The 21,794-nt window shown below is 61.3% G+C and carries 20 protein-coding genes and 1 tRNA gene; 11 read left to right on the top strand and 10 right to left on the bottom strand.

Annotated elements, in window-relative coordinates:
- Positions 1–79: 79 nt before the first annotated feature.
- The 4 genes from TRIHO_RS01785 to lpxK are packed head-to-tail and all read left to right on the top strand — an operon-like array spanning position 80 to position 4,397.
- Positions 80–1,426, top strand: a complete 1,347-nt coding sequence (locus tag TRIHO_RS01785; RefSeq protein ID WP_068239809.1) for a TldD/PmbA family protein — start codon at positions 80–82, stop codon at positions 1,424–1,426.
- Positions 1,413–2,213 (top strand): inositol monophosphatase family protein, encoded by an 801-nt coding sequence (locus TRIHO_RS01780; protein ID WP_068239807.1) that lies wholly within the window; start codon positions 1,413–1,415, stop codon positions 2,211–2,213. Before TRIHO_RS01785 ends, TRIHO_RS01780 begins: the two co-directional genes overlap by 14 nt.
- Positions 2,213–3,409, top strand: a complete 1,197-nt coding sequence (locus TRIHO_RS01775; RefSeq protein ID WP_068239806.1) for a 3-deoxy-D-manno-octulosonic acid transferase — start codon at positions 2,213–2,215, stop codon at positions 3,407–3,409. Before TRIHO_RS01780 ends, TRIHO_RS01775 begins: the two co-directional genes overlap by 1 nt.
- Positions 3,396–4,397 carry a tetraacyldisaccharide 4'-kinase gene (gene lpxK, locus TRIHO_RS01770; RefSeq protein ID WP_068239803.1) on the top strand — a complete coding sequence of 334 codons (1,002 nt, stop codon included), beginning with the start codon at positions 3,396–3,398 and terminating at the stop codon, positions 4,395–4,397. Before TRIHO_RS01775 ends, lpxK begins: the two co-directional genes overlap by 14 nt.
- Positions 4,398–4,442: 45 nt before the next feature.
- Here lpxK and TRIHO_RS01765 read toward each other — a convergent pair whose 3' ends face one another.
- Together TRIHO_RS01765 and TRIHO_RS01760 are read right to left on the bottom strand one after the other, a co-directional pair.
- Entirely contained in the window at positions 4,443–5,135 is a 693-nt protein-coding gene (locus TRIHO_RS01765; RefSeq protein WP_068239800.1) for a DsbA family protein, read from the bottom strand.
- 2 nt (positions 5,136–5,137) lie between these two features.
- Positions 5,138–5,659, bottom strand: coding sequence for a DUF721 domain-containing protein (locus TRIHO_RS01760; protein ID WP_068239798.1), 522 nt, complete (start codon positions 5,657–5,659; stop codon positions 5,138–5,140).
- A gap of 84 nt (positions 5,660–5,743) precedes the next feature.
- Between TRIHO_RS01760 and mutY the strand changes: the two genes are divergently transcribed.
- Positions 5,744–6,814, top strand: coding sequence for an A/G-specific adenine glycosylase (gene mutY / locus TRIHO_RS01755; protein WP_068239796.1), 1,071 nt, complete (start codon positions 5,744–5,746; stop codon positions 6,812–6,814).
- A 76-nt stretch (positions 6,815–6,890) separates the two neighbouring features.
- Positions 6,891–8,033 carry an alkane 1-monooxygenase gene (locus TRIHO_RS01750; RefSeq protein WP_068239794.1) on the top strand — a complete coding sequence of 381 codons (1,143 nt, stop codon included), beginning with the start codon at positions 6,891–6,893 and terminating at the stop codon, positions 8,031–8,033.
- Positions 8,034–8,063: 30 nt separating this feature from the next.
- On the opposite strand, the gene TRIHO_RS01745 is transcribed toward TRIHO_RS01750, so the two are convergent.
- From TRIHO_RS01745 to TRIHO_RS01730, 4 genes are all read right to left on the bottom strand, one after another.
- Positions 8,064–9,461 (bottom strand): adenylate/guanylate cyclase domain-containing protein, encoded by a 1,398-nt coding sequence (locus TRIHO_RS01745; RefSeq protein WP_068239792.1) that lies wholly within the window; start codon positions 9,459–9,461, stop codon positions 8,064–8,066.
- Positions 9,462–9,648: 187 nt separating this feature from the next.
- Positions 9,649–10,755 carry a site-specific DNA-methyltransferase gene (locus TRIHO_RS01740; protein ID WP_068239789.1) on the bottom strand — a complete coding sequence of 369 codons (1,107 nt, stop codon included), beginning with the start codon at positions 10,753–10,755 and terminating at the stop codon, positions 9,649–9,651.
- A 108-nt stretch (positions 10,756–10,863) separates the two neighbouring features.
- The gene (locus TRIHO_RS01735; protein ID WP_068239952.1) at positions 10,864–11,481 is read right to left on the bottom strand and encodes a ribonuclease HII; all 618 of its coding nucleotides are present in this window, start codon (positions 11,479–11,481) and stop codon (positions 10,864–10,866) included.
- Positions 11,482–11,590: 109 nt separating this feature from the next.
- Positions 11,591–12,070: a hypothetical protein gene (locus tag TRIHO_RS01730; protein ID WP_068239787.1), complete on the bottom strand. Its 480-nt coding sequence runs from the start codon at positions 12,068–12,070 to the stop codon at positions 11,591–11,593.
- A gap of 169 nt (positions 12,071–12,239) precedes the next feature.
- Between TRIHO_RS01730 and TRIHO_RS01725 the strand changes: the two genes are divergently transcribed.
- From TRIHO_RS01725 to TRIHO_RS01710, 4 genes are all read left to right on the top strand, one after another.
- Positions 12,240–12,533, top strand: coding sequence for a hypothetical protein (locus TRIHO_RS01725; protein ID WP_068239785.1), 294 nt, complete (start codon positions 12,240–12,242; stop codon positions 12,531–12,533).
- The gene (locus tag TRIHO_RS01720) at positions 12,505–13,206 is read left to right on the top strand and encodes a winged helix-turn-helix domain-containing protein (RefSeq protein WP_068239782.1); all 702 of its coding nucleotides are present in this window, start codon (positions 12,505–12,507) and stop codon (positions 13,204–13,206) included. Before TRIHO_RS01725 ends, TRIHO_RS01720 begins: the two co-directional genes overlap by 29 nt.
- 205 nt (positions 13,207–13,411) lie before the next feature.
- Positions 13,412–14,965, top strand: coding sequence for a DUF427 domain-containing protein (locus TRIHO_RS01715; protein ID WP_068239779.1), 1,554 nt, complete (start codon positions 13,412–13,414; stop codon positions 14,963–14,965).
- 282 nt (positions 14,966–15,247) lie between these two features.
- Entirely contained in the window at positions 15,248–17,095 is a 1,848-nt protein-coding gene (locus TRIHO_RS01710) for a sensor histidine kinase (protein ID WP_068239777.1), read from the top strand.
- A gap of 57 nt (positions 17,096–17,152) precedes the next feature.
- Here the strand turns inward: TRIHO_RS01710 and TRIHO_RS01705 are convergent.
- Positions 17,153–17,229 (bottom strand) — tRNA-Arg (locus TRIHO_RS01705).
- 123 nt (positions 17,230–17,352) lie between these two features.
- Here TRIHO_RS01705 and TRIHO_RS01700 point away from each other — a divergent pair.
- Entirely contained in the window at positions 17,353–18,378 is a 1,026-nt protein-coding gene (locus TRIHO_RS01700) for a LacI family DNA-binding transcriptional regulator (RefSeq protein ID WP_068239775.1), read from the top strand.
- A 73-nt stretch (positions 18,379–18,451) separates the two neighbouring features.
- On the opposite strand, the gene TRIHO_RS01695 is transcribed toward TRIHO_RS01700, so the two are convergent.
- The 3 genes from TRIHO_RS01695 to TRIHO_RS01685 form a co-directional block, all read right to left on the bottom strand.
- Complete coding sequence (locus tag TRIHO_RS01695; protein WP_068239772.1) at positions 18,452–19,957, bottom strand: TRAP transporter large permease; 1,506 nt, start codon at positions 19,955–19,957, stop codon at positions 18,452–18,454.
- Complete coding sequence (locus TRIHO_RS01690) at positions 19,954–20,538, bottom strand: TRAP transporter small permease (protein WP_068239770.1); 585 nt, start codon at positions 20,536–20,538, stop codon at positions 19,954–19,956. Before TRIHO_RS01690 ends, TRIHO_RS01695 begins: the two co-directional genes overlap by 4 nt.
- A 91-nt stretch (positions 20,539–20,629) precedes the next feature.
- Positions 20,630–21,676, bottom strand: a complete 1,047-nt coding sequence (locus TRIHO_RS01685; RefSeq protein ID WP_068239767.1) for a TRAP transporter substrate-binding protein — start codon at positions 21,674–21,676, stop codon at positions 20,630–20,632.
- Positions 21,677–21,794: the final 118 nt, after the last annotated feature.

Here is a 21,794-nt window from a genome sequence, read left to right as displayed (position 1 = left end):
TTTTATGGCGCACGGGCCTTGCGGTACGCGGAGGCTCTGTCTAGCTCTTGTTCATTCCTGCTCACAGGCGAAGGTGCTCATGACCCACACTCCGGAAACCCTCTGTCACGCTCTTTTGGATGCAGCGCGCAAAGCGGGCGCTGATGCGGCCGATGCGATGGCTGCCGAGGGCAGCTCTCTTTCAATCGAAGTGCGCGATGGCGCGTTGGAGCACGCGGAGAGATCCGAAGGCGTGGACATCGGGGTCCGGGTCTTTGTCGGCAAACGTCAGGCGCAGGTTTCATCGTCCGACACCCGCCCCGAAACCCTGACGGCCATGGTGGAACGGGCGGTCGAAATGGCACGGGAAGCGCCGGAAGACCCCTTTGCCGGTCTGGCAGATCCCGATCAGCTGATCCGGGACTGGGACCTTGCGGCGCTGGAGATGGCCGACCCCGGTCCCGAACCCGCCCCGGATGCGCTGCAAAAGGACGCGCTGACGGCCGAGGCCGCCTGTGCGGCGATTGACGGCATCACCCAGGTGCAATCCGCCGCCGCCGGCTATGGCCGTCACCAGATCCACCTTGCGGCAAGCAATGGGTTTTCCGGTGGCTACACACGGACCAGCCGGTCGGTGTCCTGTGTCGGGATCGCCGGCACCGGCACCGGGATGGAGCGCGACTATGACGGCGATTCTCGCATCTTTCAGACCGATCTGCGCCCCGCAGAGGACATCGGCCGCACCGCCGGCCTGCGCGCCGTCGAGCGCCACGGCGCCCGCCGCCCCAAGACCGGCGCCTATCCTGTGGTGTTTGACGAACGGATCTCATCCTCCCTGATTGGACATTTGCTGAGCGCCAGCAACGGATCCGCCGTCGCCCGCGGGTCGAGCTGGCTGAAGGACCGCCTCGGCACAGCCGTCCTGCCGGCCGCGCTTTCGCTGATCGAAGATCCGTTCCGCCCGCGCCAGACCGGCTCTCGTCCGTTTGATGGCGAAGGTCTGGCGACGCAGCGCCGCGCGATTGTCGACAACGGCGTTCTGACCGGCTGGACGCTGGACCTTGCCTCGGCCCGCAAGCTGGGCCTGACCAGCACCGGCAATGCAACCCGTGGCATTGGGTCGGTGCCGTCCCCGTCGAACTGGAATATCTCGATGACGCAGGGCAGCCAGAGCAAATCTGACCTGTTGCGCGACATGGGTACCGGACTGCTGGTCACCTCGATGATCGGTTCCACCATCAACCCCAACACCGGCGACTATTCGCGCGGGGCCTCCGGTTTCTGGGTGGAGAATGGCGAGATCGCCTATCCCGTCAACGAGGTCACCATCGCCGGCAACCTGCTGGACATGCTGAAAACCCTGGTGCCGGCCAATGATGCCCGGACGTATCTGTCCCGCATCGTCCCGTCCTTGCTCGTCGAAGGGATGACACTTGCCGGAGAATGATCTGTCTCTGCTTGTCTCGGCTGCGCGCTCTGCAGGTGAAATTGCGCTGCAGTATGTCGGCACGGAGGCCCGTAAGTGGGACAAGCCCGATGGGGCGGGCCCGGTCACCGAAGCCGACCTGGCGGTGAACCGGTATCTGGAGGATCATCTGAAAGCCGCGCGCCCCGACTATGGCTGGCTCTCCGAAGAGAGCGAGAATGAGCCAAGCCGTTTGTCCTGCCGCCGTGTCTTTGTCATCGACCCGATCGACGGCACCCGCAGTTTTGCGGATGGGTCGCGAACCTGGGCGCATTCGCTGGCGATTGTCAAAGACGGCGAACCGGTGACGGCCGTTGTCTACCTGCCGCAGCGGGGCCTGATGTTTGAGGCCGCCGCCGGTCAGGGCGCCGCCTGCAATGGCACGCCGGTCGCGGTCAGCGCCACCAGCGATGCGGAGGCCTCGCACGTGTTGAGCGCAACGCCCACCCTGGAGCCGCAGCATTGGACCGATGGCCAGCCGCCGGCCTTTCGCCGCAGCCATCGCCCATCGCTTGCCTACCGGATGGCGCGGGTGGCGGATGGCACCTATGACGCCATGCTGACGCTGCGCCCCACCTGGGAGTGGGATATTGCCGCCGGTGCCCTGCTGCTGCAAGAGGCCGGGGGATGTGTCTCGGATCGCAGCGGCGCGGCGCTGCGGTTCAACCGACCGGACGCGCTTCAGAACGGGGTTGTGGCCGGCGGGCGGGCCCTTCACCGGCAGCTTTTGTCGCGTCTGGTCTATCACACGGCGGAAGGCGACAGCTGATGCCGAGGCAGACCGACGACCTGGGCGTCAGCCTGACGCCACCGCTCCGGCCAAAGGGCGAAGTGGTCTGGGCCCATGCAACCACCCAGGAACGGTTGATGGGTCTGTGCGACGTGGGCAACCGGCTGAAGACGATGCGGCCCGACCTGTCGCTGATGCTGACCTGGGAAGAGGAAATGCGCCCGACGCAATTGCCCGAAGGCTGCGATATTCCGCTTGGCGTGCTGACGATCGAACAGCCCAATGACGTGCGTGCCTTTCTCGATCACTGGCAGCCGGATCTCTGTGTCTGGGCCGGGGGGCGGATGCGCCGCCTGTTGATGCGCCAATTGCGGGACCGGGACGTGCCTGCCCTGTTGATCGACATCGATGTCGAGGAACTGCCGGGCCGGGCCTCGCGCTGGCTGCCGGATCAGCGCCACCGGTTGCTGAACGGATTTTCCGAAATTCTGGTTCCAAACCCGGAGGTCGCGGACCGGCTGCAGCGCGCGGGCGTTGCCCCGGCCCGCATTCGCACGCTTGGGCGCCTCTACCAATCCACCAGCCCGCCAAACTGCAACGACGAAGAATTGACGCGACTGCAGGCGCACTTTGGCAGCCGGCCCCTGTGGCTGGCGGCGCGTCTGTCGCTGACCGAATTGCAGCCCATCCTGAACGCCCATCGTGCGGCGCTCCGGCTGCTGCACCGGCTTGTTCTGGTGCTGACGGTTGATACGTTCGAAGACCTTGATGCCGCCCGGCGGGCCTTGCGGAACACCGGGCTGTCCTTTGCCGACTGGGACACCGGCGAAGACCCGGACGATCACACCCAGGTGGTGATCGGTCTGACCGAGGATCTGGGTTTGTGGTATCGGCTGTGCCCGGTTGTGTTCCTTGGCAACAGTCTGATCCGGGGCGCGCAGGGCAGTAGCCCGCTGGATGCTGCGGCGCTGGGATCGGCGATCATCCATGGCCCCGGTGTGGTGTCCCATGCGAGGGCCTATGATCGCCTCGCCGCAAGCGATGCCGCTGTCCGGATCTACGGCGAGGAAGACCTCGCCGAGTCGGTTCTCCGGCTGTCCTCGCCGGATCAGGCGGCGGAAATGGCCTTTGCCGGCTGGCAGGTGGTGACGGAAGGAGCCGCGATGACAGATGCGTTGCTGGAAAAGGTGCAGGATATTCTGGACCAGAACGAAGCCCGCCATGCGTCCGCCTGAGTTCTGGAACATACCGCCGGACCGGTTCGATGTTCGCAGAGCCCTTCTGGCACCGCTGGGCTGGCTCTTTGCCCGCGCCACCGCTGCCCGGCTGCGCCGTGGCACACCGCTGCGTGTTGCTGTTCCGGTGGTTTGCGTCGGCAACCTGAATGCAGGTGGCACCGGCAAGACGCCCACCGTGATCTGGCTGCTGGAACATCTGGCGCAGCTGGGTCACACGCCGCATGTGGTGTCACGCGGCTATGGCGGTGCCCTCGACGGCCCGGTGCAGGTCGATCCCGGACGCCATAAGGCATCTGATGTCGGCGACGAACCCTTGCTGATGGCAGCCTTTGGCGAAGTTTGGGTGGCAAAGGATCGCGCTGCGGGTGCCGCGGCCGCCGCGCAGGCCGGCGCCAGTGTCATCCTGTTGGATGACGGATTTCAGAACCCGTCGGTGGTCAAGGATTTCTCGATCGTGGTGGTGGATGCCGCACGCGGGTTTGGCAACGGGCGCTGCCTGCCCGCCGGCCCCTTGCGCGAACCGGTCGATACCGGGCTGAAACGCGCCGATCTGGTGCTGAGCCTCGGCGACGAGACCGCGCAAACCGGTTTCGCCACACAATGGCAGGGGGCGATAGCCGTGCCGCATGTGACCGGATACGTGGCCCCCTTGCCCACCGGCATGCCCTGGGCCGGGACCAAAGTGCTGGCCTTTGCCGGCATCGGCTACCCGGAGAAATTTTTTGCCACACTGCGGTCACTTGGCGCGGATCTGTGTCGGACCGAGGCGCTGGACGATCATCAGTCGTTGTCGGCTGCGCTTTTGACCCGGTTGGAACAGGACGCCCAGCGCCTGCGGGCGCAGCTGGTCACAACGGAGAAGGATGCCGTGCGCCTGCCCGCCGCCTTCCGTCACAAGGTCATCACCCTGCCGGTGCGCTTGCAGATCCCCGAGGCCGAGGCCCTGCTGGACCGGTTGAAGACAATTGCGCCGCCTCCTCGGTGAGAGGAGCCGGCGCAAAGCAATTCCCAGAAACTGCGCGGTGCGCGCTTAACCGTCGAGCTCGGCCTCGATCAGGGCCTTGATTTCGGGGTAGGGCTGGTTGGACATCTTGGTGCCGTTCAACAGGAACGACGGGGTCGAGCTGATGTCATCTGCGGTGGCATTTTCCTGATACCAGGTCACCAGCGTCTGCGCCTTGGTGGCGTCTTGCATACAGACATCCAGCTGTTCGTTCTCCAGTCCGGCCAGGCGACCGATCTTTTTCAGCTCGTCAACGATTTCACCCGGCCCACCGGCACGGGTCCATTCGGACTGTTTTTCAAAGATCATATCGGTGATGCCAAAGAATTTCTCCTGGCCACCGCAGCGCGCCACCATCGACGCCCAGAGACCGAAGCGGTCGAAGTAAACCTCGCGGTAGACGAATTTGACCTTCCCGGTCTCGATAAAGTCCGCCTTGAGTTTCTTGTAGGAATCCGCGTGGAAGCTGGCGCAATGCGGACAGGTGTAGGAGGCATACTCGATCAGCGTGACCGGTGCATCCTCGGCCCCTTGCGCCATTTCGACGATCGTAGAGGTGTCGATGTCGGCCGCATCGACGGCTTCCTGCGCTTCGGCCATGCCGACGAGGTCCAGATCCAGCAGACTGGTTTCACCGGTGCGGGTCATGTAAGTGTTGATGGCATAGGCACCAGCGGAAATGGCAACTGCCGCGCAGATACCGGTCATGAGACGGGTCATTTCTACCCCTTTCGAGTTGTTTTTTGTCGTGTCAGTACATTGCGCCCAAGCCGTTCCAGGGCCGCGCGCAGCTCTTCGTTCTCAACGCCTGTGGTTCGTTTCTGTGCTTCGGCGATGTCTTCTGGCGCGGGCTCAACGGGCGGGCGCACTTTCGGCGCATAGCGAAAATCAACCTGGCCTTCGGAAAACCCTATCGGGGCTGTCTGGGTGATATGCAGCTTTGAAATCGCGTTATACCCATAGACCGCATTGACCTTGTCGCGCAGGGCGGTTTTTTGCATTTCGAGCATCGGCGCATAGGCCCCGGTGGTCAGAACCGTAAGCGTCGCCCCCATGCCGCCGCGCCCATAGCCGACCTTGACCGGGCGGGCCATGGCGGCCAGTTCCGGGCCGACGATCTCTTCCCAATGGGTCAGCAGCCGGGACACGGCAAAGCCACGGCTTTCGCCGGCCTTGCGAATCTGGTCGTTCAGCAAGGAGCCTGTGCGTTTGAAACCGCGTGTGGTGGGTCGTCTGAATGCCATGACTGTGGTTTTGCGTGACTGTTCGCCCTATTGTAAAGGGCCGGCGTCGAGAGACCAGCCAAACCCGTGACCAAAGGATAAAGAATGCGTGACCTCGCTCACTCCGCCGATGCGCTGAGCCGCGACTTGCTGGACTGGTACGATGTGCACGCGCGGGCGATGCCCTGGCGTGTCGCCCCCGCCGACCGGGCGCAGGGCGTGATCCCCGATCCCTATCGCATATGGCTGAGCGAAGTCATGTTGCAGCAGACCACGGTGGCCGCTGTCAAAGACTACTTTGAGCGGTTCACCCGGCGCTGGCCGACCGTCACCGATCTGGCGGCGGCACAGGACGCGGATGTCATGGGGGAATGGGCCGGGCTTGGCTATTACGCCCGTGCCCGCAACCTGCTGAAATGCGCAAGGGTCATCAGCACGGAGCGGGACGGCAGGTTTCCGGACAGCTACGAAGAGCTGATCGGCCTGCCCGGTATTGGCCCTTATACGGCCGCTGCGGTGGCGGCGATTGCCTTTGACCGCCCGGAAACGGTGCTGGATGGCAATGTGGAGCGGGTCATGGCCCGCCTGCATGATGAACACGCGCCGCTGCCGGGGGTGAAACCGATCCTCAAGGCCCATGCCGCCGCGCTGACGCCGCAGCATCGCCCCGGCGATTACGCCCAGGCCGTGATGGACCTGGGCGCGACGATCTGCACGCCGAAGTCGCCGGCCTGCGGGATATGCCCCTGGCGCGCGCCCTGCCGCGCCCGCACCGAAGGGACCGCAGCCGACCTGCCCCGGAAGACCCCAAAGAAACCCAAACCCACGCGGCATGGGATTGTCTATATCGCCCGGTCAGAGTGCGGTGACTGGCTGCTTGAACGTCGCCCCGACAAGGGGCTTTTGGGCGGGATGCTGGGTTGGCCCGGCACGGACTGGGAGGCGGCCCCCAGCGAGGCGGCACCCTTTGATGCCGACTGGACGCCCGCGCCTGCCGAAGTCCGGCACACCTTCACCCATTTCCACCTGATCCTGCAAATCCGCACCGCCACATTGCCCGCCGGGTTTGTCACAGAGGCAAACCAGGAACTGCTGCGGCGGCACGATTTTCGCCCCTCCGACCTGCCGACGGTCATGAGAAAGGCCTATGATCTGGTGCGGGACACCCTGTGCTGAACTGCCCTCTTGGGTTGGCCGCTGAACCGGTCTAGGCTCCGGCTCAAAGCCTTTGACCTTGCGGAGTTCCCCCCCCATGGCTCAGTTCATTTCTGCAGAACATTTGCGTGGCTGGCGTCATGCCATGCCGTTCTGGATGTCCCTTGCGCTGTTGCCATTGGTCTGGATCGCCGGGGTGTACGGCGGGTGGTGTATCCTGTTGCCCCCGCTGGCGACCTGGTACCTGTTTGCGGCGCTTGACGGGGTGCTTGGGCTGGAACTGGACAACGCCGATCCGCAGACCGCCGAGTCCGATCTGACCTGGTACATCCGCCTGACAACCTTTTGGGTGCCCCTGCAATTGCTGACCCTGTTCGGCCTGATCGCCTATGTCAGCCAGAGTGCGCATCTCGACAGTCTGGAAAAATTCGGGGTGTTTTTTGGCATGGGCGTGATCACCGGCACGATCGGCATCAACTATAGCCACGAGCTGATGCATCAGAGCAACCGGCTGGAGCGCTGGATGGCAGATATCCTGCTGGCCTCCGTTTTGTATTCGCATTTCCGCTCTGAACATCTGCTGGTTCACCATCGCTATGTCGGCACCCCGCGCGACCCAGTCAGCGCCCGCTATAACGAAGGATTCCACCGCTATTATCCCCGCGTTTTATGGCAATGCCTGACCTCAGCCTTTCGGGCCGAAGCCGCCCTGTTGCGCCGCAAGGGATTGCCCTGGTACCACCGGCGCAACCCGTTCCTGCGGTACTGGGCCCTGCAGGCCGGAATGCTGGCGCTGGCACTTTTGCTGGGCGGCTGGACCGGGGTGGCGCTGTTTCTCGTGCAGGCGGGGGTGGCGATCTGGCAATTGGAGCTGGTCAACTACATCGAACACTACGGGCTGACCCGCAAACACCTGGGCGAGGGCAGATACGAGCATATCAAGCCCCACCATTCGTGGAACGCGGCGCAAAAGGCATCCAACTGGCTTCTGATCAATTTGCAACGGCACTCCGATCATCACTACAAGCCGGATCGGCGGTTTCCGCTGCTGCAGAACTATAGTGATGCGGAGGCCCCGCAATTGCCGTTTGGCTATCCGGTCATGACTGTGGCGGCGATGATACCGCCGCTCTGGCGTCGGGTGATGAACCCGCGTGTGCGACGCTGGCGGCAACGCTATTATCCCGAAATCACCGACTGGGCGCCCTATAACAAGGCGCACAACCCGATGCCCCGCTGACGCGGCCAAGGCAGGCCGGTTCCGGGGGGATCAGGACGGGCGCTGCAGCGACCAGACCGACATCACGTCAGAGAGGCCGCGAATTTCCTGGTCCGGGTGAAAGGTAAAACCCTCCAGCAACACATCCGCCTCACCTTCGGACTGAACCTGCGTGCAAAGCGCGTCGCTCATGGCGATCCGGGCATTCAGCCGGCGGGTCATCGCCTCCAGCCGCGAGGCGACGTTAACCGCCGTTCCGATCACCGCATATTCCAGACGGTTGGCCCCGATATCCCCCTGGACCGTCTCGCCAAAATGGATGCCGATGCCGGCCTTGATCTCCGGCTCGCCGCGGGCGACGCGGTCACTGTTCCACTGTTCCAGTTCCCGGCACATGGCCCGCGCGCAGGCCAGGGCCCGAGAGGCGTCCTTCTCTCCCGGCAGGGGCGTGCCAAATGTCGCCATGAGACCATCGCCGAGATATTTGTCCAGGGTGCCGCCATGGCGAAACACTTCCTGTTCCATGCGGCCGTGAAAGCCGCGCAAGAGTTCGATCACCTTGACCGGATCCTGATCTGCCGCAAGTTTGGTAAAGCCGACGATGTCGATGAACAGGACCGCGATGTTTTCCATCCGCACCTGTTTCAGCGGTTCATCGTTCTGGCACAGCTGATCAACCACATTCGGCGAGAAATACCTGGACAGGTTGGCCTGCTCGCGCGCCAGCTCCGCGTTGCGTTCCAGCATCACGTAGAACCGCCGCGTGGATTGCGCCAGAATCGCCGCGACCATCAAAAAGATCATCGCCTCCTGAATGCGGAACCGGAAGCCGACATCATTGGGATCAAACATCTCCATCACATGCGGCCAGTCCGCCAGGGTGCTCTGCATCAGCTGGCCCAGCTCTTCGTTCGGGGTCATGAACAGCCAGACCAGAACCGCCCCGCCCAGCCAGATCACGCTGGCCCAGATGCCAATCCCCAACACGGTGCGCCAGCTATAGGCGAGCGTCCCGGTGGCAAGGATGAGGTAGAAATACATGAAATTGTCGTACCGATAGTTCATCGGCACCGAAATGTCCTTCATGTCCAAGGGGTTGGGCGCGACCATGCCGATTGTCATCAGCGTCAGGTCAAGCATGATCAACCCGACTTCGGCGCTGGATCGTCCGACGCGCGCGAAACGGCGAATAAAGAAACCATTGACGCAGAGCACCGCCAGCAACCCAACATAGTAGAGCTGTGAGTAATGCGGATAGGAAATCACCAGAAAGACCGCGACGATCGGCATGATGATCCAGCGCGCCAGAACCGCCATTTCCACCCCGTGGCGCTTGTGCTCCTCCAGCGCCTCGCGGATGTATTTCCTGTCCAAAGCCGCATCCTGCAGGATCGGATCTTCGGGACGACGGGCTGGTGCCACCGGTCCGGTTATGGTGGCCTCGGCCATCCTGCCTTCTCCTTTGTGTCTCGATCAACTCTGCCTTGCGAACGTAAAATAGGCAGCTGCCCCGCAAGTTGCACGCGCGATCCCTGATTTAACCCAAAAAACCCCGCCGGAAGGGCGGGGCAAGGTGCGACGCGCCGTGTCATCCAGCGGCGTGCCGTCGGCGTTCGATTGGACGAGACCTCAGGTTTCAGGCCTGAAGCTCGGCCCTGATCTGTTGACGGAGAACATCAATCGGGACGGTCTTGCCTTCCCGTTTGAAGCACCAATAGGTCCAGCCATTGCAAGACGGCGCATTTTCCAGATGGGCACCGACCTGATGGATCGAACCCTTGATATTGTCGCCAATCAAAGTGCCATCCGCCCGGACCTTGGCCTTGTGCCGCTGGTTCATCGAATAAAGCTCATCGCCGGGGCGCAGCATGCCGCGCTCGACCAATTGCCCGAAGGGGACACGCGGCTCTGCCCGTTTGGAGGCCGACACCTGCAGCGCGTCGCGGTCAAATTTGCGCACCGACCGGATCCGCTCGTGCGCGACCTTGCGATAGGCCTCTTCGCGCTCGATACCGATGTATTCGCGCCCCAGCATCTTTGCCACCGCGCCCGTTGTGCCGGTCCCGAAGAAAGGGTCCAGCACCACATCACCGGGGTTGGTCGATCCGACCAGAATGCGGTGCAACAGCGCCTCTGGTTTCTGGGTCGGATGGGCTTTTTCGCCGTTGGCATTCTTCAGGCGTTCATGGCCGGTGCAGATTGGCATGACCCAATCGGACCGCATCTGGATCCCTTCGTTCAAGGCCTTCAGCGCCTCGTAGTTGAAGGTGTATTTGGCGCCTTCTGATTTCGACGCCCAGATCATCGTCTCATGGGCGTTGGTGAACCGCTTGCCACGGAAGTTGGGCATCGGGTTCGATTTGCGCCAGACCACGTCGTTGAGGATCCAGAACCCTTCGTCCTGCAGCGCCGTGCCGACCCGGAAGATGTTGTGATAAGAACCGATCACCCACAGCGCGCCGTTTGGCTTCAGGATGCGCCGGGCTTCTTTCAGCCAGGCTTTGGTGAAGTGATCGTAGACACCGAAACTGGAAAACTGGTCCCAGTCATCGTCGACCGCATCGACCTTGGAGTTGTCAGGACGGTGCAGCTGTCCTTTGAGTTGGAGGTTATAGGGCGGATCCGCGAAGATCATATCGATCGAGTTGGAGGGCAAACCCGCCATAACCTCGATACAGTCGCCATCTAGAATCGTGTTTAACGGGAGCGCCGTTGCGGCGCCCGTCGTGATGGTTTTGTTCATTTGCTCTGCCTCGATAACCACGGCGCTTATGCACTCATTCTGGTTGTCCACAGGATGAGTCATCCCGGATTCGAGGTCAATTTGTTTTTTGAATCAGTGATCTGCGGTTCACTCTTGATACAAGATATTGTGCACCGGTTTAAACGACCGTCTATGGTGAGGGGTGACCCCCAGTTTCACTAAAGCTTCACGATGTTGTTTCGAGGGGTAGCCTGCGTTTTTCTCCCAGCCATATCCGGGAAACTGTTGCGCTAAATCCACCATGATCCGATCGCGGCATTCTTTTGCAAGGATCGAGGCCGCGGCAATCGACAAGGATTTGCCGTCCCCCTTGATGACGGCCTCGGCGGGGATCGCCAGATCACGAGGGATCAGATTGCCATCCACCAGGAGGAAATCCGGGGGCGGATCCAGCGCCTCAACCGCCCTTTGCATCGCCAGATGCGACGCCCGCAGGATATTGAGCTGATCAATCTCTTCAACGCTGGCGTGGGCGACGGCCCAGACCGCCCGCGTCTGGATCTCCGCCTCGGCCAGGGCGCGACGCTTTGCGCTCAACTTCTTGGAATCGTTCAGACCGACCGGGAGGTTGTCGGGGTCCAGGATAACAGCGGCGGCGGTGACTGGCCCGGCCAGGGGGCCGCGGCCAACTTCATCGACGCCGGCAATCCGCAGATAGCCCCGCGCCCGCGCCGCGTCTTCCAGCAAAAGATCAGGATCGTTCATGCCCTCCACAAAGCGGATCTGCACCGCCAAGGCAAGAGGGACAGAACGTCCGGACGCGGGCAAACCATCCCGCGTCCAGCCTCGCATGTCGCATGTCGCCTTGGTGCTCTCAGCCGCGCACCAGGCGGTAGCCCCGGCGTTGCAGACAGACCGGATTGTATCCCCGCACCTGCTGGTGGCGGTTGTCCAGTTGCACAAAGCAGGCGTCGGGCAGATCCGAAGCATGACGATACGTGTGGCGCAGGCAGCGCGCGCCAAGCACGGAGCGATCCTGCCCCCAGGCCCGCACGGTCCGAAGACATTGGGCAGGCAAATCATATCGGCGCACGCTTGGCGGCAGCGGCTTGGGCTTTGGTTTCGGCTGCGGTTTCGGCGTCACATGCGGCGGGCGATGGCGATCCTTGTTGTGGTCATGGATCGCGGCGCCGATCAGGCCGAGCACAGCAAGGCCCGCGATAATCTTGCCGACATCCTGGCTGTCTGCCCGCGCCGGAGCCGCCGAAACCCCGGCGACCGCGACCGATGTCGCCAGGATGAGAGCAATGAACTTGCGATGGAAATTACTGGGGCGTGCTGTCCGGTGGGTCATCTCAATTCTTCCTGTCTGATGGATACAAAACCGGCTGCGGGCAACCGGATGTACCCAGCCTGGTTTCCCCGGCTTCAGACAGGCAATATCGGCGGCGTGTTATCGGATATCACCGCGACATACCGGTGTTGATATTGAATACCCGCGCCGATCCTTCCATGGTTCCGGCATGAGACACATGACACGCACCCTCTCCCTTGTTCTGCTCCTTGCAACGGTTGCGCAATCTGCCGTCGCTGCGGACTGCTATGCCGATTACAAAGCCAAGCAGGACAAACCGCTGAAGCTCCATTACGGCGTAATGCAGCTGGCAGGCGACTGCTCGAAACCCGCCGCCGGGAAAGAGATCGCCAGACGTTTGAACGACGCAGGCTGGACACTGTTGAGCGTCCAGTCAATCTTTGGCCCCGATGGCCTCGACAAAAGGAAATCGGATGCCGGATCCTACTTTCTCCGTTTCTGAAGTGCGCAACGCCGGTGCCCGTGTGGTGGCATTCGGGATCGCCGCCATTGTGCTTCTGCTTGGTATTGCCGGGACGGTTCTGTTGCTGACCTTGCCTGACGCCAATGCGTTCAACGCCCGGGTGGAACGGCTTTTTGTCGAAACGGACCTGACCGGTCCGGCCGAAATCCGACTGCTGGAGATACTGGCCCAATCCGGCACGGCCTTTGCCGACACATTGGCGAGCTACCGGATGGTGATCTTTGTTCTGCTGGTTTTTGCAACTGCCATGATGATTGCGGCGCTGGTCGTGCTGGCGATGCTGGTGATGCTGAACCGGCGCATGGCGCAGATTGAACGGGCCGGCATTCAGGTCACGGAGCTGCTGATCAGCCGCGAGGAAAACACCGTCTACCTCAACAACATGGGGTTCAAACTGACCCAGGCGGCGATGGAAACCCTGGCTGTTCTGGCGGAGGCGCGGCTGGATGACGATGTGCTTTCAGGGGCCGAGATCGAAGCGGTGGTGACCGGTCGCAACAGCACCGATTGCGAAGAGGCCGCCGGCGCGACACGAATCAAACGCCTGCGCGACACGCTGGGCAACCAGATGATCAGCGAATTGCTGGTCAAGAACATTGCCCGAAAGGGCTATGTTCTGGCGATCAACAAAGACGTCATCCGGATGGTCTGAGGTCGCGTTCAGGGCGGGCGCAGCCTGGCCAGCAACCGCGCTGGCCGCAGCCTTTCTGCCCCAACGCGGTGCGCGGCGTCATCCCAATATTGGCCGTTGCGCGCGACGACCGGGTGCCGTCCCACAGAAGTGAGCACGGAAGGGGTAGAAATTTGTCCTCCCTGGCCCCATCTTAGGTCCATTCTTATAGCTTGAGCACACCCTCATGAACATTCAGGTCAAGCCGCGCAGCGGCTATGGTATACTCGTGGAGCAACTGGACGGTCCCGTTGCTGCCTATCACGGTGACACGTTGCTCGCGCAGAGCAACCGGGCCAAAGTGATGTATGAAACCCGGCTTGATCCGGTGGTTTACTTCCCCAAGGACGATCTGCTGGTTGGCCTGGACCAGACCTGCGGCAAGACGACGTTTTGCCCGTTCAAGGGCACCGCCCATTTCCGCGATCTGATTTTGCCATGCAAGACAGAGCTTTCAAATGCCGTCTGGAGCTATGACGACACCCTGCCCGAGGCGCATCAGATCCAAGGGCATATCGGATTTGTGCCGGACATGCTTGACCGGCTTGAATTGGGTCACAACCGGCTGCAACCGCCGGATTATGGCAATATTTCCGGCCCCTTGGTCGATTGGCTCCTGCGCGAAGCCGCCTTTCTTCCGACCCCCGAAGACTTCACCCTGGCGCTTGTGGACAAGCTCCGCGAACAGGGACTGCCGATCAGCCGCCTGACCATCCTGGCCTGGGCCCTGCATCCCCGCATCGCCGGCCATCACTATCTGTGGGAACGTGGCGAACCCGGGGTCAAAACGTTTTCACCGTCCTACGAAATCCATGAAAAGCCAGAGTTCAAGAACTCGCCCCTGCGGCATGTGTCCAGAGGGTTGGGAGGATTGCGCTATCGGTTGACGGGGAATGTTCCCTCGGAAGACTTTCCGATCCTGAAAGACCTGCGCGACAAGGGCGCGACCGATTACGTCGCGATGCCGCTTCCGTTCTCGGACGGGCGGATCAATGTGCTGACCGCCGCCTCGGATCAGCCCGAAGGTTTCAGCACCGCCGATCTGGGGCTGATTTTCGAATGCTCCGCTGTGATCGCCCGTTTCTATGAGGTGTTCATGCAACGCGAAAACGCGCAGGCAGTTCTGGAAACCTATGTCGGCAAACGCTCCGGCGCCCGGGTTCTGGGCGGCAACATCCGGCGCGGCGATGGCGACGAGATCGACGCCGCCATCATGTTCTGCGATTTGCGTGGATCGACCCTGCTGGAAGAAAAGCTGAGCCGGGAAAAATATATCGGCCTGCTAAATCGGTTCTTCGAGACGACATCGGATGTGGTGCACGCCCATGGCGGCGAAGTCCTGAAGTTTATCGGCGACGCGGTTCTTGCGGTCTTTCCGGCGGGGCAGGACCCCGCAGAAGCCCGCGCCCAGGCGCTTGCGGCGGCACGGGCGATTGTCGCCGCCTTGGCGGAAATCGAACCCTGCCCGTCCCTGCCCCATTTGGATTGCGCCATCGGCATTGCTTCCGGGTCGGTGCTTTATGGCAATATCGGCTCGCAGGAGCGTCTGGATTTCACCGTTATCGGCCAGGCCGCGAATATCGCCGCGCGGCTGGGCGATTATGGCAAAGTCTCGGGCCATCGCATTGTTGTATCCCGTGATATCTTGACCGAAACGGCAAACGTGACCCCGCTGGGGCATGTGAAATTGCACAATGTCAGCACCCCGGTGGAGAGTTTCGCGATCGCGGCCGACATCTAGACCGCCGTCATTGCCACGCTGGCAGCTGGCATCATCTGGTGGCGTCTGACCGGCCTGATCCGGCTTGCGAACTGCGGCGGCCGCCCCCGATGTATTGGCCGGGCAGGACATGTGCAGGCCGGGAACCGCTGCCAAGCCCTGGCCGTTTCGTTCCAATTTGCAACATTTTCGCCCCCTGCCCTGCCTCTGGATCGGGTAACAGATTAACGAATTTGTTGCGGTTGTCGGCATAGTTTCGACTGCGTTCCGCCAGTCACTAACCAAGCCGAGTATCGAGTTTTCATGCGTCCAGAAGTGATCAAGACCATCGTTCTGTGTGGCGCACTGCCAGTCATGGCCAGCCTTTCCCTGGATATGACCTGGCCAGACTGGCGCTGGATGAACTATCCGACCCATGCCGCGCTGGAGGCTCTTGGCACCGTCTCGGCCTTTGCCATTGCCGCATTCATCCTGATCCTGCTGCGCTATGGGGAGCTACAGCGGCCCTATGTCTGGATCGCCGCCGGATTGGCTGGCATGGGGGTTTTGGATGGCATCCATTCGCTTCTGCATGTCGGTCAGCCCTTTGTCTGGACACAAAACCTGGCAAGCCTGTTTGGCGGGCTGATGTTTGCCGCTGTCTGGCTGCCGGAGCGCTATACCCCAGACCGCCAGGCGACCGCCCTTGTGCTTGGCAGTGCCGTCTGTGCCGCCGTCATCGGGCTGATCATGCCAGAGCCCGCAACACCCCTCCCCGCCAACCTGTCAGAGGGTTTCTTCGCGGCCCTCCCGGCGGTGTTGAGTGTGGTCGGCGGGATCGGGTTTCTGTCCGCCAGCGCCTATTTCCTGCTGACACCAACGGACAGTGGCGATGCGGCCAGGGCTGTCTTTTCCACCTATGCCTTTCTCTTTGGTGTCGCCAGCATCCTGTTTGAGATCTCGACCCTTTGGGGCGCAACCTGGTGGCTGTGGCATGGGCTCCGAGCGCTGGCCTATCTCGTTGCGTTCAGGTACTTTTTCGGCATCTTCAACGCCCAGATGCAATCGCTGAAATCGACAGAGGATCGCCTGCAAGACGCCCTGGCGAATATTTTCGAGAACACGTCAGAGGGCATTCTGATCATCGATCATGCGGGGTTTGTCGGCAACGCCAACGCCGCCGCACAGACCATGTTTCAGCATGACCTCGAAAGTTTCAGCAGCCAGACGCTGGCGGATGTGCTCCCCGACATCGCTGGGCTGGACCCGACCCAATGGGCCGAGGCCCCCACCATCGACGGCTTGCGTCACGATGGCACTGCTTTCCAGGCCGAAGCCTCGCTCAACCCGCTCCACGCCGGTGGCCCCTATTCGCATTTCATCATCGTGCGCGACATTTCAGAGCGTAAACGGGCGGAACAACAGGTCTTCAACCTGGTGGACAAGTTGCAGGCCTCCAAGATCGAACTGGAACGCTCCAATGCGGAACTCGATACCTTTGCCTATGTGGCATCCCACGACCTGCGCTCACCGCTCCGAACGATCCAGAACGCGGTGCAATGGCTTGAGGAAGACCTGACAGAGCATTTCACCCAGGATACCCGCGATACGATGGACATCATCCTGCGCCGAACCCGCCGGATGGAGCAATTGCTGGAAGATCTGCTGCTGCATTCCCGTATCGGACGCAACCCTTCCAGCTCCGCATTGATTGCCGGCCCGGACCTCATCCGGCTGGTGCAGGATCTAGTGCCCCAAAAAGACGGCTTTCGCATTTTTGCCGACAGCACGTTTGATGAGATCCTTGTCGAGAAAACACCGCTGTTGCAGATCCTGCTCGGCCTGGTTGGAAACGCGATCAAGCATCACGACGGAACCTCGGGCTCTGTGTTTCTGAGTGTGAGCGAAACCGAAGACGCGCATGTTTTCACCGTCACCGACGATGGCCCCGGCATACCAAGCCGATACCATGACAGAATTTTCGAGATGTTCACGACGCTGCAACCCCGGGACAAGGTCGAAGGCAGCGGCATGGGGCTTGCCATCGTCCAGAAGTATGTCGACGTGGTCGGCGGCGCCATCTCGGTCTACTCCGAAGGACGCGGCTGCCGCTTTACCCTGACCTGGCCCAATGCGCAAACCTCCCGACAAGAACTTGACCGCAGCGCCTGACCCCAACCGAGCCAGATCACTTGTGACCATCAGACGTGACGTATCTCTTTGATTTAATGGTGACCCCGGCAGGATTCGAACCTGCAACCTGCCCCTTAGGAGGGGGCTGCTCTATCCAGTTGAGCCACGGGACCATCGCGAAACCCGATAGCAAATCGTCCCCGATACCACAAGCACGACCCGCGATCTGCGAGACCCATTGTGTCGCATAGCAGGACTGGCTAACTTCATAGCAACAAAGCAAAGAGGCCAAGCACGTGACCAACGACAACAAGCGCCCGCTAACGCTGCGCGACGTCTCCGATGCGACGGGCGTGTCTGAGATGACCGTCAGCCGCGTTCTGCGAAACCGGGGTGATGTGTCTGAAAAAACACGACAAAAGGTCCTGGGCGCGGCCAAGGAGCTTGGCTATGTGCCAAACAAGATCGCCGGGGCATTGGCCTCCAAGCGGGTCAACCTTGTGGCGGTCATTATTCCGTCGCTGTCGAATATGGTCTTTCCCGAGGTTCTGACCGGTATCAATCGGGTTCTCGAAGATACCGTTCTGCAGCCTGTTGTCGGCGTCACGGACTACCAGCCGGAAAAAGAGGAAAAAGTCCTCTATGAAATGCTCTCCTGGCGCCCGTCCGGCGTCATCATTGCGGGGCTTGAACATACCGAACCCGCCAGGGCCATGCTGGCAGCATCCGGTATCCCCGTGGTCGAGATCATGGACACCGACGGCAAACCGGTCGATGCGATGGTCGGCATTTCACATCGCCGGGCCGGGCGCGAGATGGCCCGCGCGATCCTGAAGGCGGGCTACAGTCACATCGGGTTCATGGGGACCAAGATGCCGCTGGACCACCGGGCGCGCAAACGCTTCGAAGGCTTTACCGAGGCATTGGCGAAAGAGGGAGTCGAGATCGAGGATCGCGAATTCTACTCGGGCGGGTCGGCTCTGGCCAAGGGGCGCGAGATGACGCAAGCCATGCTGGAACGGTCGCCAGAGTTGGATTTTCTGTACTATTCCAATGACATGATCGGCGCGGGAGGGTTGCTCCATTTGCTCGATCAGGGGATCGACGTGCCAGGTCAGATCGGGCTTGCGGGCTTTAACGGAGTAGAGCTGCTGGCGGGCCTGCCCCGCCAATTGGCCACGATGGATGCCTGCAGACGCGAAATTGGCATGAAGGCGGCGCAGATCATTGCAGCCCAGCTCGAAGATTCTCCCGCGCCGTTTGAGAAACACGTCACGTTGACCCCAACGATCAGCTACGGCGATACGCTGAAACGCCGCTAGGCGGGGCGTTGGTCCGCAGGATGTGAAACGCGCAGACCGCTGGTTCTGCGCGTTTTCTTTTTGCGCGATGGCGTCAGTAGAGCCACATCAGCGGCAACAGCGTGATCACGGGGAACAGCACCAGCAGGATAACCCGCAACAGGTCCGAGGCGACAAAGAACATCACCGCTTTGTAGGTGTCGACCATTCGTGACTTTGGATCCATCGCATTGATGACAAAGAGGTTCATACCGACAGGGGGCGTAATCAGCCCGACCTCGACGACGATCAACGTGAGAATACCGAACCAGATCGCGACGTATTCCGTTTCCAGCCGGTTGGCGATGCCACGGGTGACACGGATACCGAGCTCTTTCATCTGGTCGCGGGTGAGTTCACTGCCGGTTGCGATCGCGTCCTGAATGGACGCCAGCATCTCGGCCCCCATCCCCTCTGGCACGCCCAGACGGAGCACCTCCATCGCCGCGTCGGCCTGCATCGCGGGCAGCGACACCAACCCGAAGTCCATCGCTGAAATCACCGGATAAAAGATCGGGATTGTCAGGAGGATCATCGACAGGCTGTCCATCAGACAGCCAAGCAGCAAGTAAAACACCAGGATCAGCGCCAGCACCACCCAGGGGCTGAGGCCCTGCCCCACGACGAAATTTGCAAGTTCCTGCGGGACCTGGGTCAGCGCGAGGAAGCCGTTGTAAAAGCCTGCCCCCAGAACGATAAAGAAGATCATGGCAGTTGATCGGGCCGTGATCATGAAGCTTTCCGTCATGGACCTGCGCGTCAGGCCACCGTTCAGGAAGGCGATCAATCCGGTTCCGAGTGCGCCGACGGCCGCACCTTCGGTTGGGGTGAACCAGCCCGCATAGATGCCGCCAACGACAAGTCCGAACACCAGCAGCACCGGCCAGACCGCGATCAACAGCGCGAACCGCTGGCGCCAGGGGATCGCAGATCGCGTGCCCGCGCTTTCGGGAAAGAGGCGGACGTAGACGGAGATGGCGATCACATAGCCGATGGCCGCCAGAATGCCCGGAATGAAGGCCGCGAGGAAAAGCTTGGCGATGTTCTGTTCAGTCAGGATGGCGTAGATCACCAGCACCACGGATGGCGGGATCAGGATGCCGAGCGTCCCGCCGGCGGCAAGGGTCGCCGTGGAAAATCCGCTGGCATAGCCGTAGTTTTTCAACTCTGGCAGCGCCACGCGCCCCATGGTGGCAGCCGTCGCAAGAGAGGAACCGCAGATCGCGCCAAAGCCGGCACAGGCGCCAATGGCGGCCATGGCCACACCGCCCTTGCGATGGCCGATGAAACCTTCCGCGGCCTTGAACAGGGCAGAAGACATGCCGCCCAGCGTCGCGAACTGCCCCATCAAAAAGAACATGGGGATGATCGACAGCGAGTAGGATGAAAACGTGGAATAGGTTTCGTGTTTCAGGCGCCCAAAGGCGACGACAGTATCGCCGGTGACCATCACCAGCCCGCCGAGGCCGACCAGGAACATGGCCAGCCCGATCGGCACGCGGATAAAGATCAGTGCCATAAGAACCGGGAACGACCAGATGCCGATTTCAAGCGCGCTCATGACTTGGTCTCCTCGACACCGTCCCAGATCCGTATTTCGCCTGTGAACGCCTCATAACTGCGGACCCATGCCATATAGACCCCGACAATCGCTGCAACCACAGCGGCCACCAGGCTGGCGGCATAGGCCCACCACACGGGAAATTCGAGAAGGAAAGAGGTCTCTCCGTTTTGAAACTTGCTCAACGTGCCAGCCGCCAACCGCCATGCAATCAGCAATAGCACCAGCGCAAAAACGATCTCGGTGCCCATCCTCAACAGCCGGTTCACACGGGGAGACAGGTTGGTGACAAAGACATCGACCGACGCATGCCCCGCGGTGATCTGGCACAGCGGAATGAACGAAAAGATGGCAAAGGCGACCCCTGCTTCGACCAGCTCGAAGTCACCGTTCACAGGGCCGATACGGGCCGCAAGCCAATCGGCGAGCTGCGGCATGGTCGCTTCCATCCAGTCGCTGTGGAAAACGCCGTTCAGCAGTCGCCCGGCGATAGAGACACAGGTCAGAAGTATCAGCAGCGTCAGCACGGCGCATCCGATCATCGCCAGGGTCCGTGCCAGCGCGGTCATGTAGTTGTGCATGCCTTTGCCCACCTTTGTAATCTCAGTATCCTTGCATGCGACGGGGCCCGCGCTGCTCAGGCAAGGCGGGCCCCGTCAATGGAGGTGTCGATCAGTTCTGATACTGCGGTGTGTATTTTTCGATCAGCATGTTGGCTTCGTCCAGAAGCGCCTGCCCATCGATGCCGCGTTCAGTCATATCGGCCAGCCACTGGTCATAGATTGGCTGCGCGCGTTCGCGCCAAACGGCTGTTTGCTCTTCGCTGAGGCTGATTACATTGTTGCCCAGATCCAGCGCATTTTCACGCGCGGGCAGGTCCGCATCCGCCATCGTGCCACCGGCAAAGACAGACATCTCCAAACCGGAATTGTCGTCGATCACCTGCTTGAGATCGTCAGGCAGGCTGTCATACTTGTCCTTGTTCATCGCCAGCACAAACGTGAGCGTGTAAAGGGCGCGCCCCTCGAATTCGGTGTGGTTCTCGACGAGTTCTGGCACCTTGAGCGAGGTGGTGACCTCCCATGGAATGGTGGTGCCGTCGATCACACCCTTGGACATCGCCTCCGGGATGGCTGGAACCGGCATGCCGACGGGCGTGGCCCCCAGCTCTGTCAGCAGCGCGTTGACCGACCGGGAGCCGCCGCGAATTTTCATCCCCTCAAGATCCTCGGGCGTCTCCACCGGGTCCGAGGTATGGAACATGCCCGGACCATGCACCCAGCCTGCCAGGATTTTGAAATCCTTGAATTCCGTATCCAGCCAATGCGCTTCCATCATGTCCCAGTAGGCATGGCTATGCGCCCGGGCGTTGGTCATCAGGAAGGGAAGTTCGAAAACTTCGGTCGAAGGAAACCGTCCGGGTGTGTAGCCGACAACGGTCCAGACGATATCCGCAACCCCGTCCTGAACCTGATCGATGAGTTCTGGCGGCTTGCCCCCCAATTGCATCGACGGGTAACGGTCGATCTGAATGCGATCACCCGATGCGTCTTCGACCTTGTCAGCCCAGACATCAAGGATCAGCTTGGGCACATTCGCCTGGGCGGGCAGGAACTGGTGCATCTTCAGTGTCACCTCCTGCGCCGCGACGGGCAGCACGCCCATGGTTGACACCGCCAGCGCCGCTGCGGCACCAAGAATTGTTCTGCGACTGGTCATGCATTTCCTCCCTTTGACCGGGAACCTTTGCAGCTCCTCCGCGCCAACCATATCCTATGTCACTGGAATGTCTTGCCCGATTTTGGGGCAGACCCCATCCGGACAAACGCAGGTTTGG

The sequence above is a fragment of the Tritonibacter horizontis genome, assembly GCF_001518015.1.
GTDB classification, from domain to species: Bacteria; Pseudomonadota; Alphaproteobacteria; order Rhodobacterales; family Rhodobacteraceae; genus Epibacterium; species Epibacterium horizontis.
Note: the sequence above shows the minus strand (reverse complement) of the source record. Positions and strands in the feature narration are given on the sequence as shown.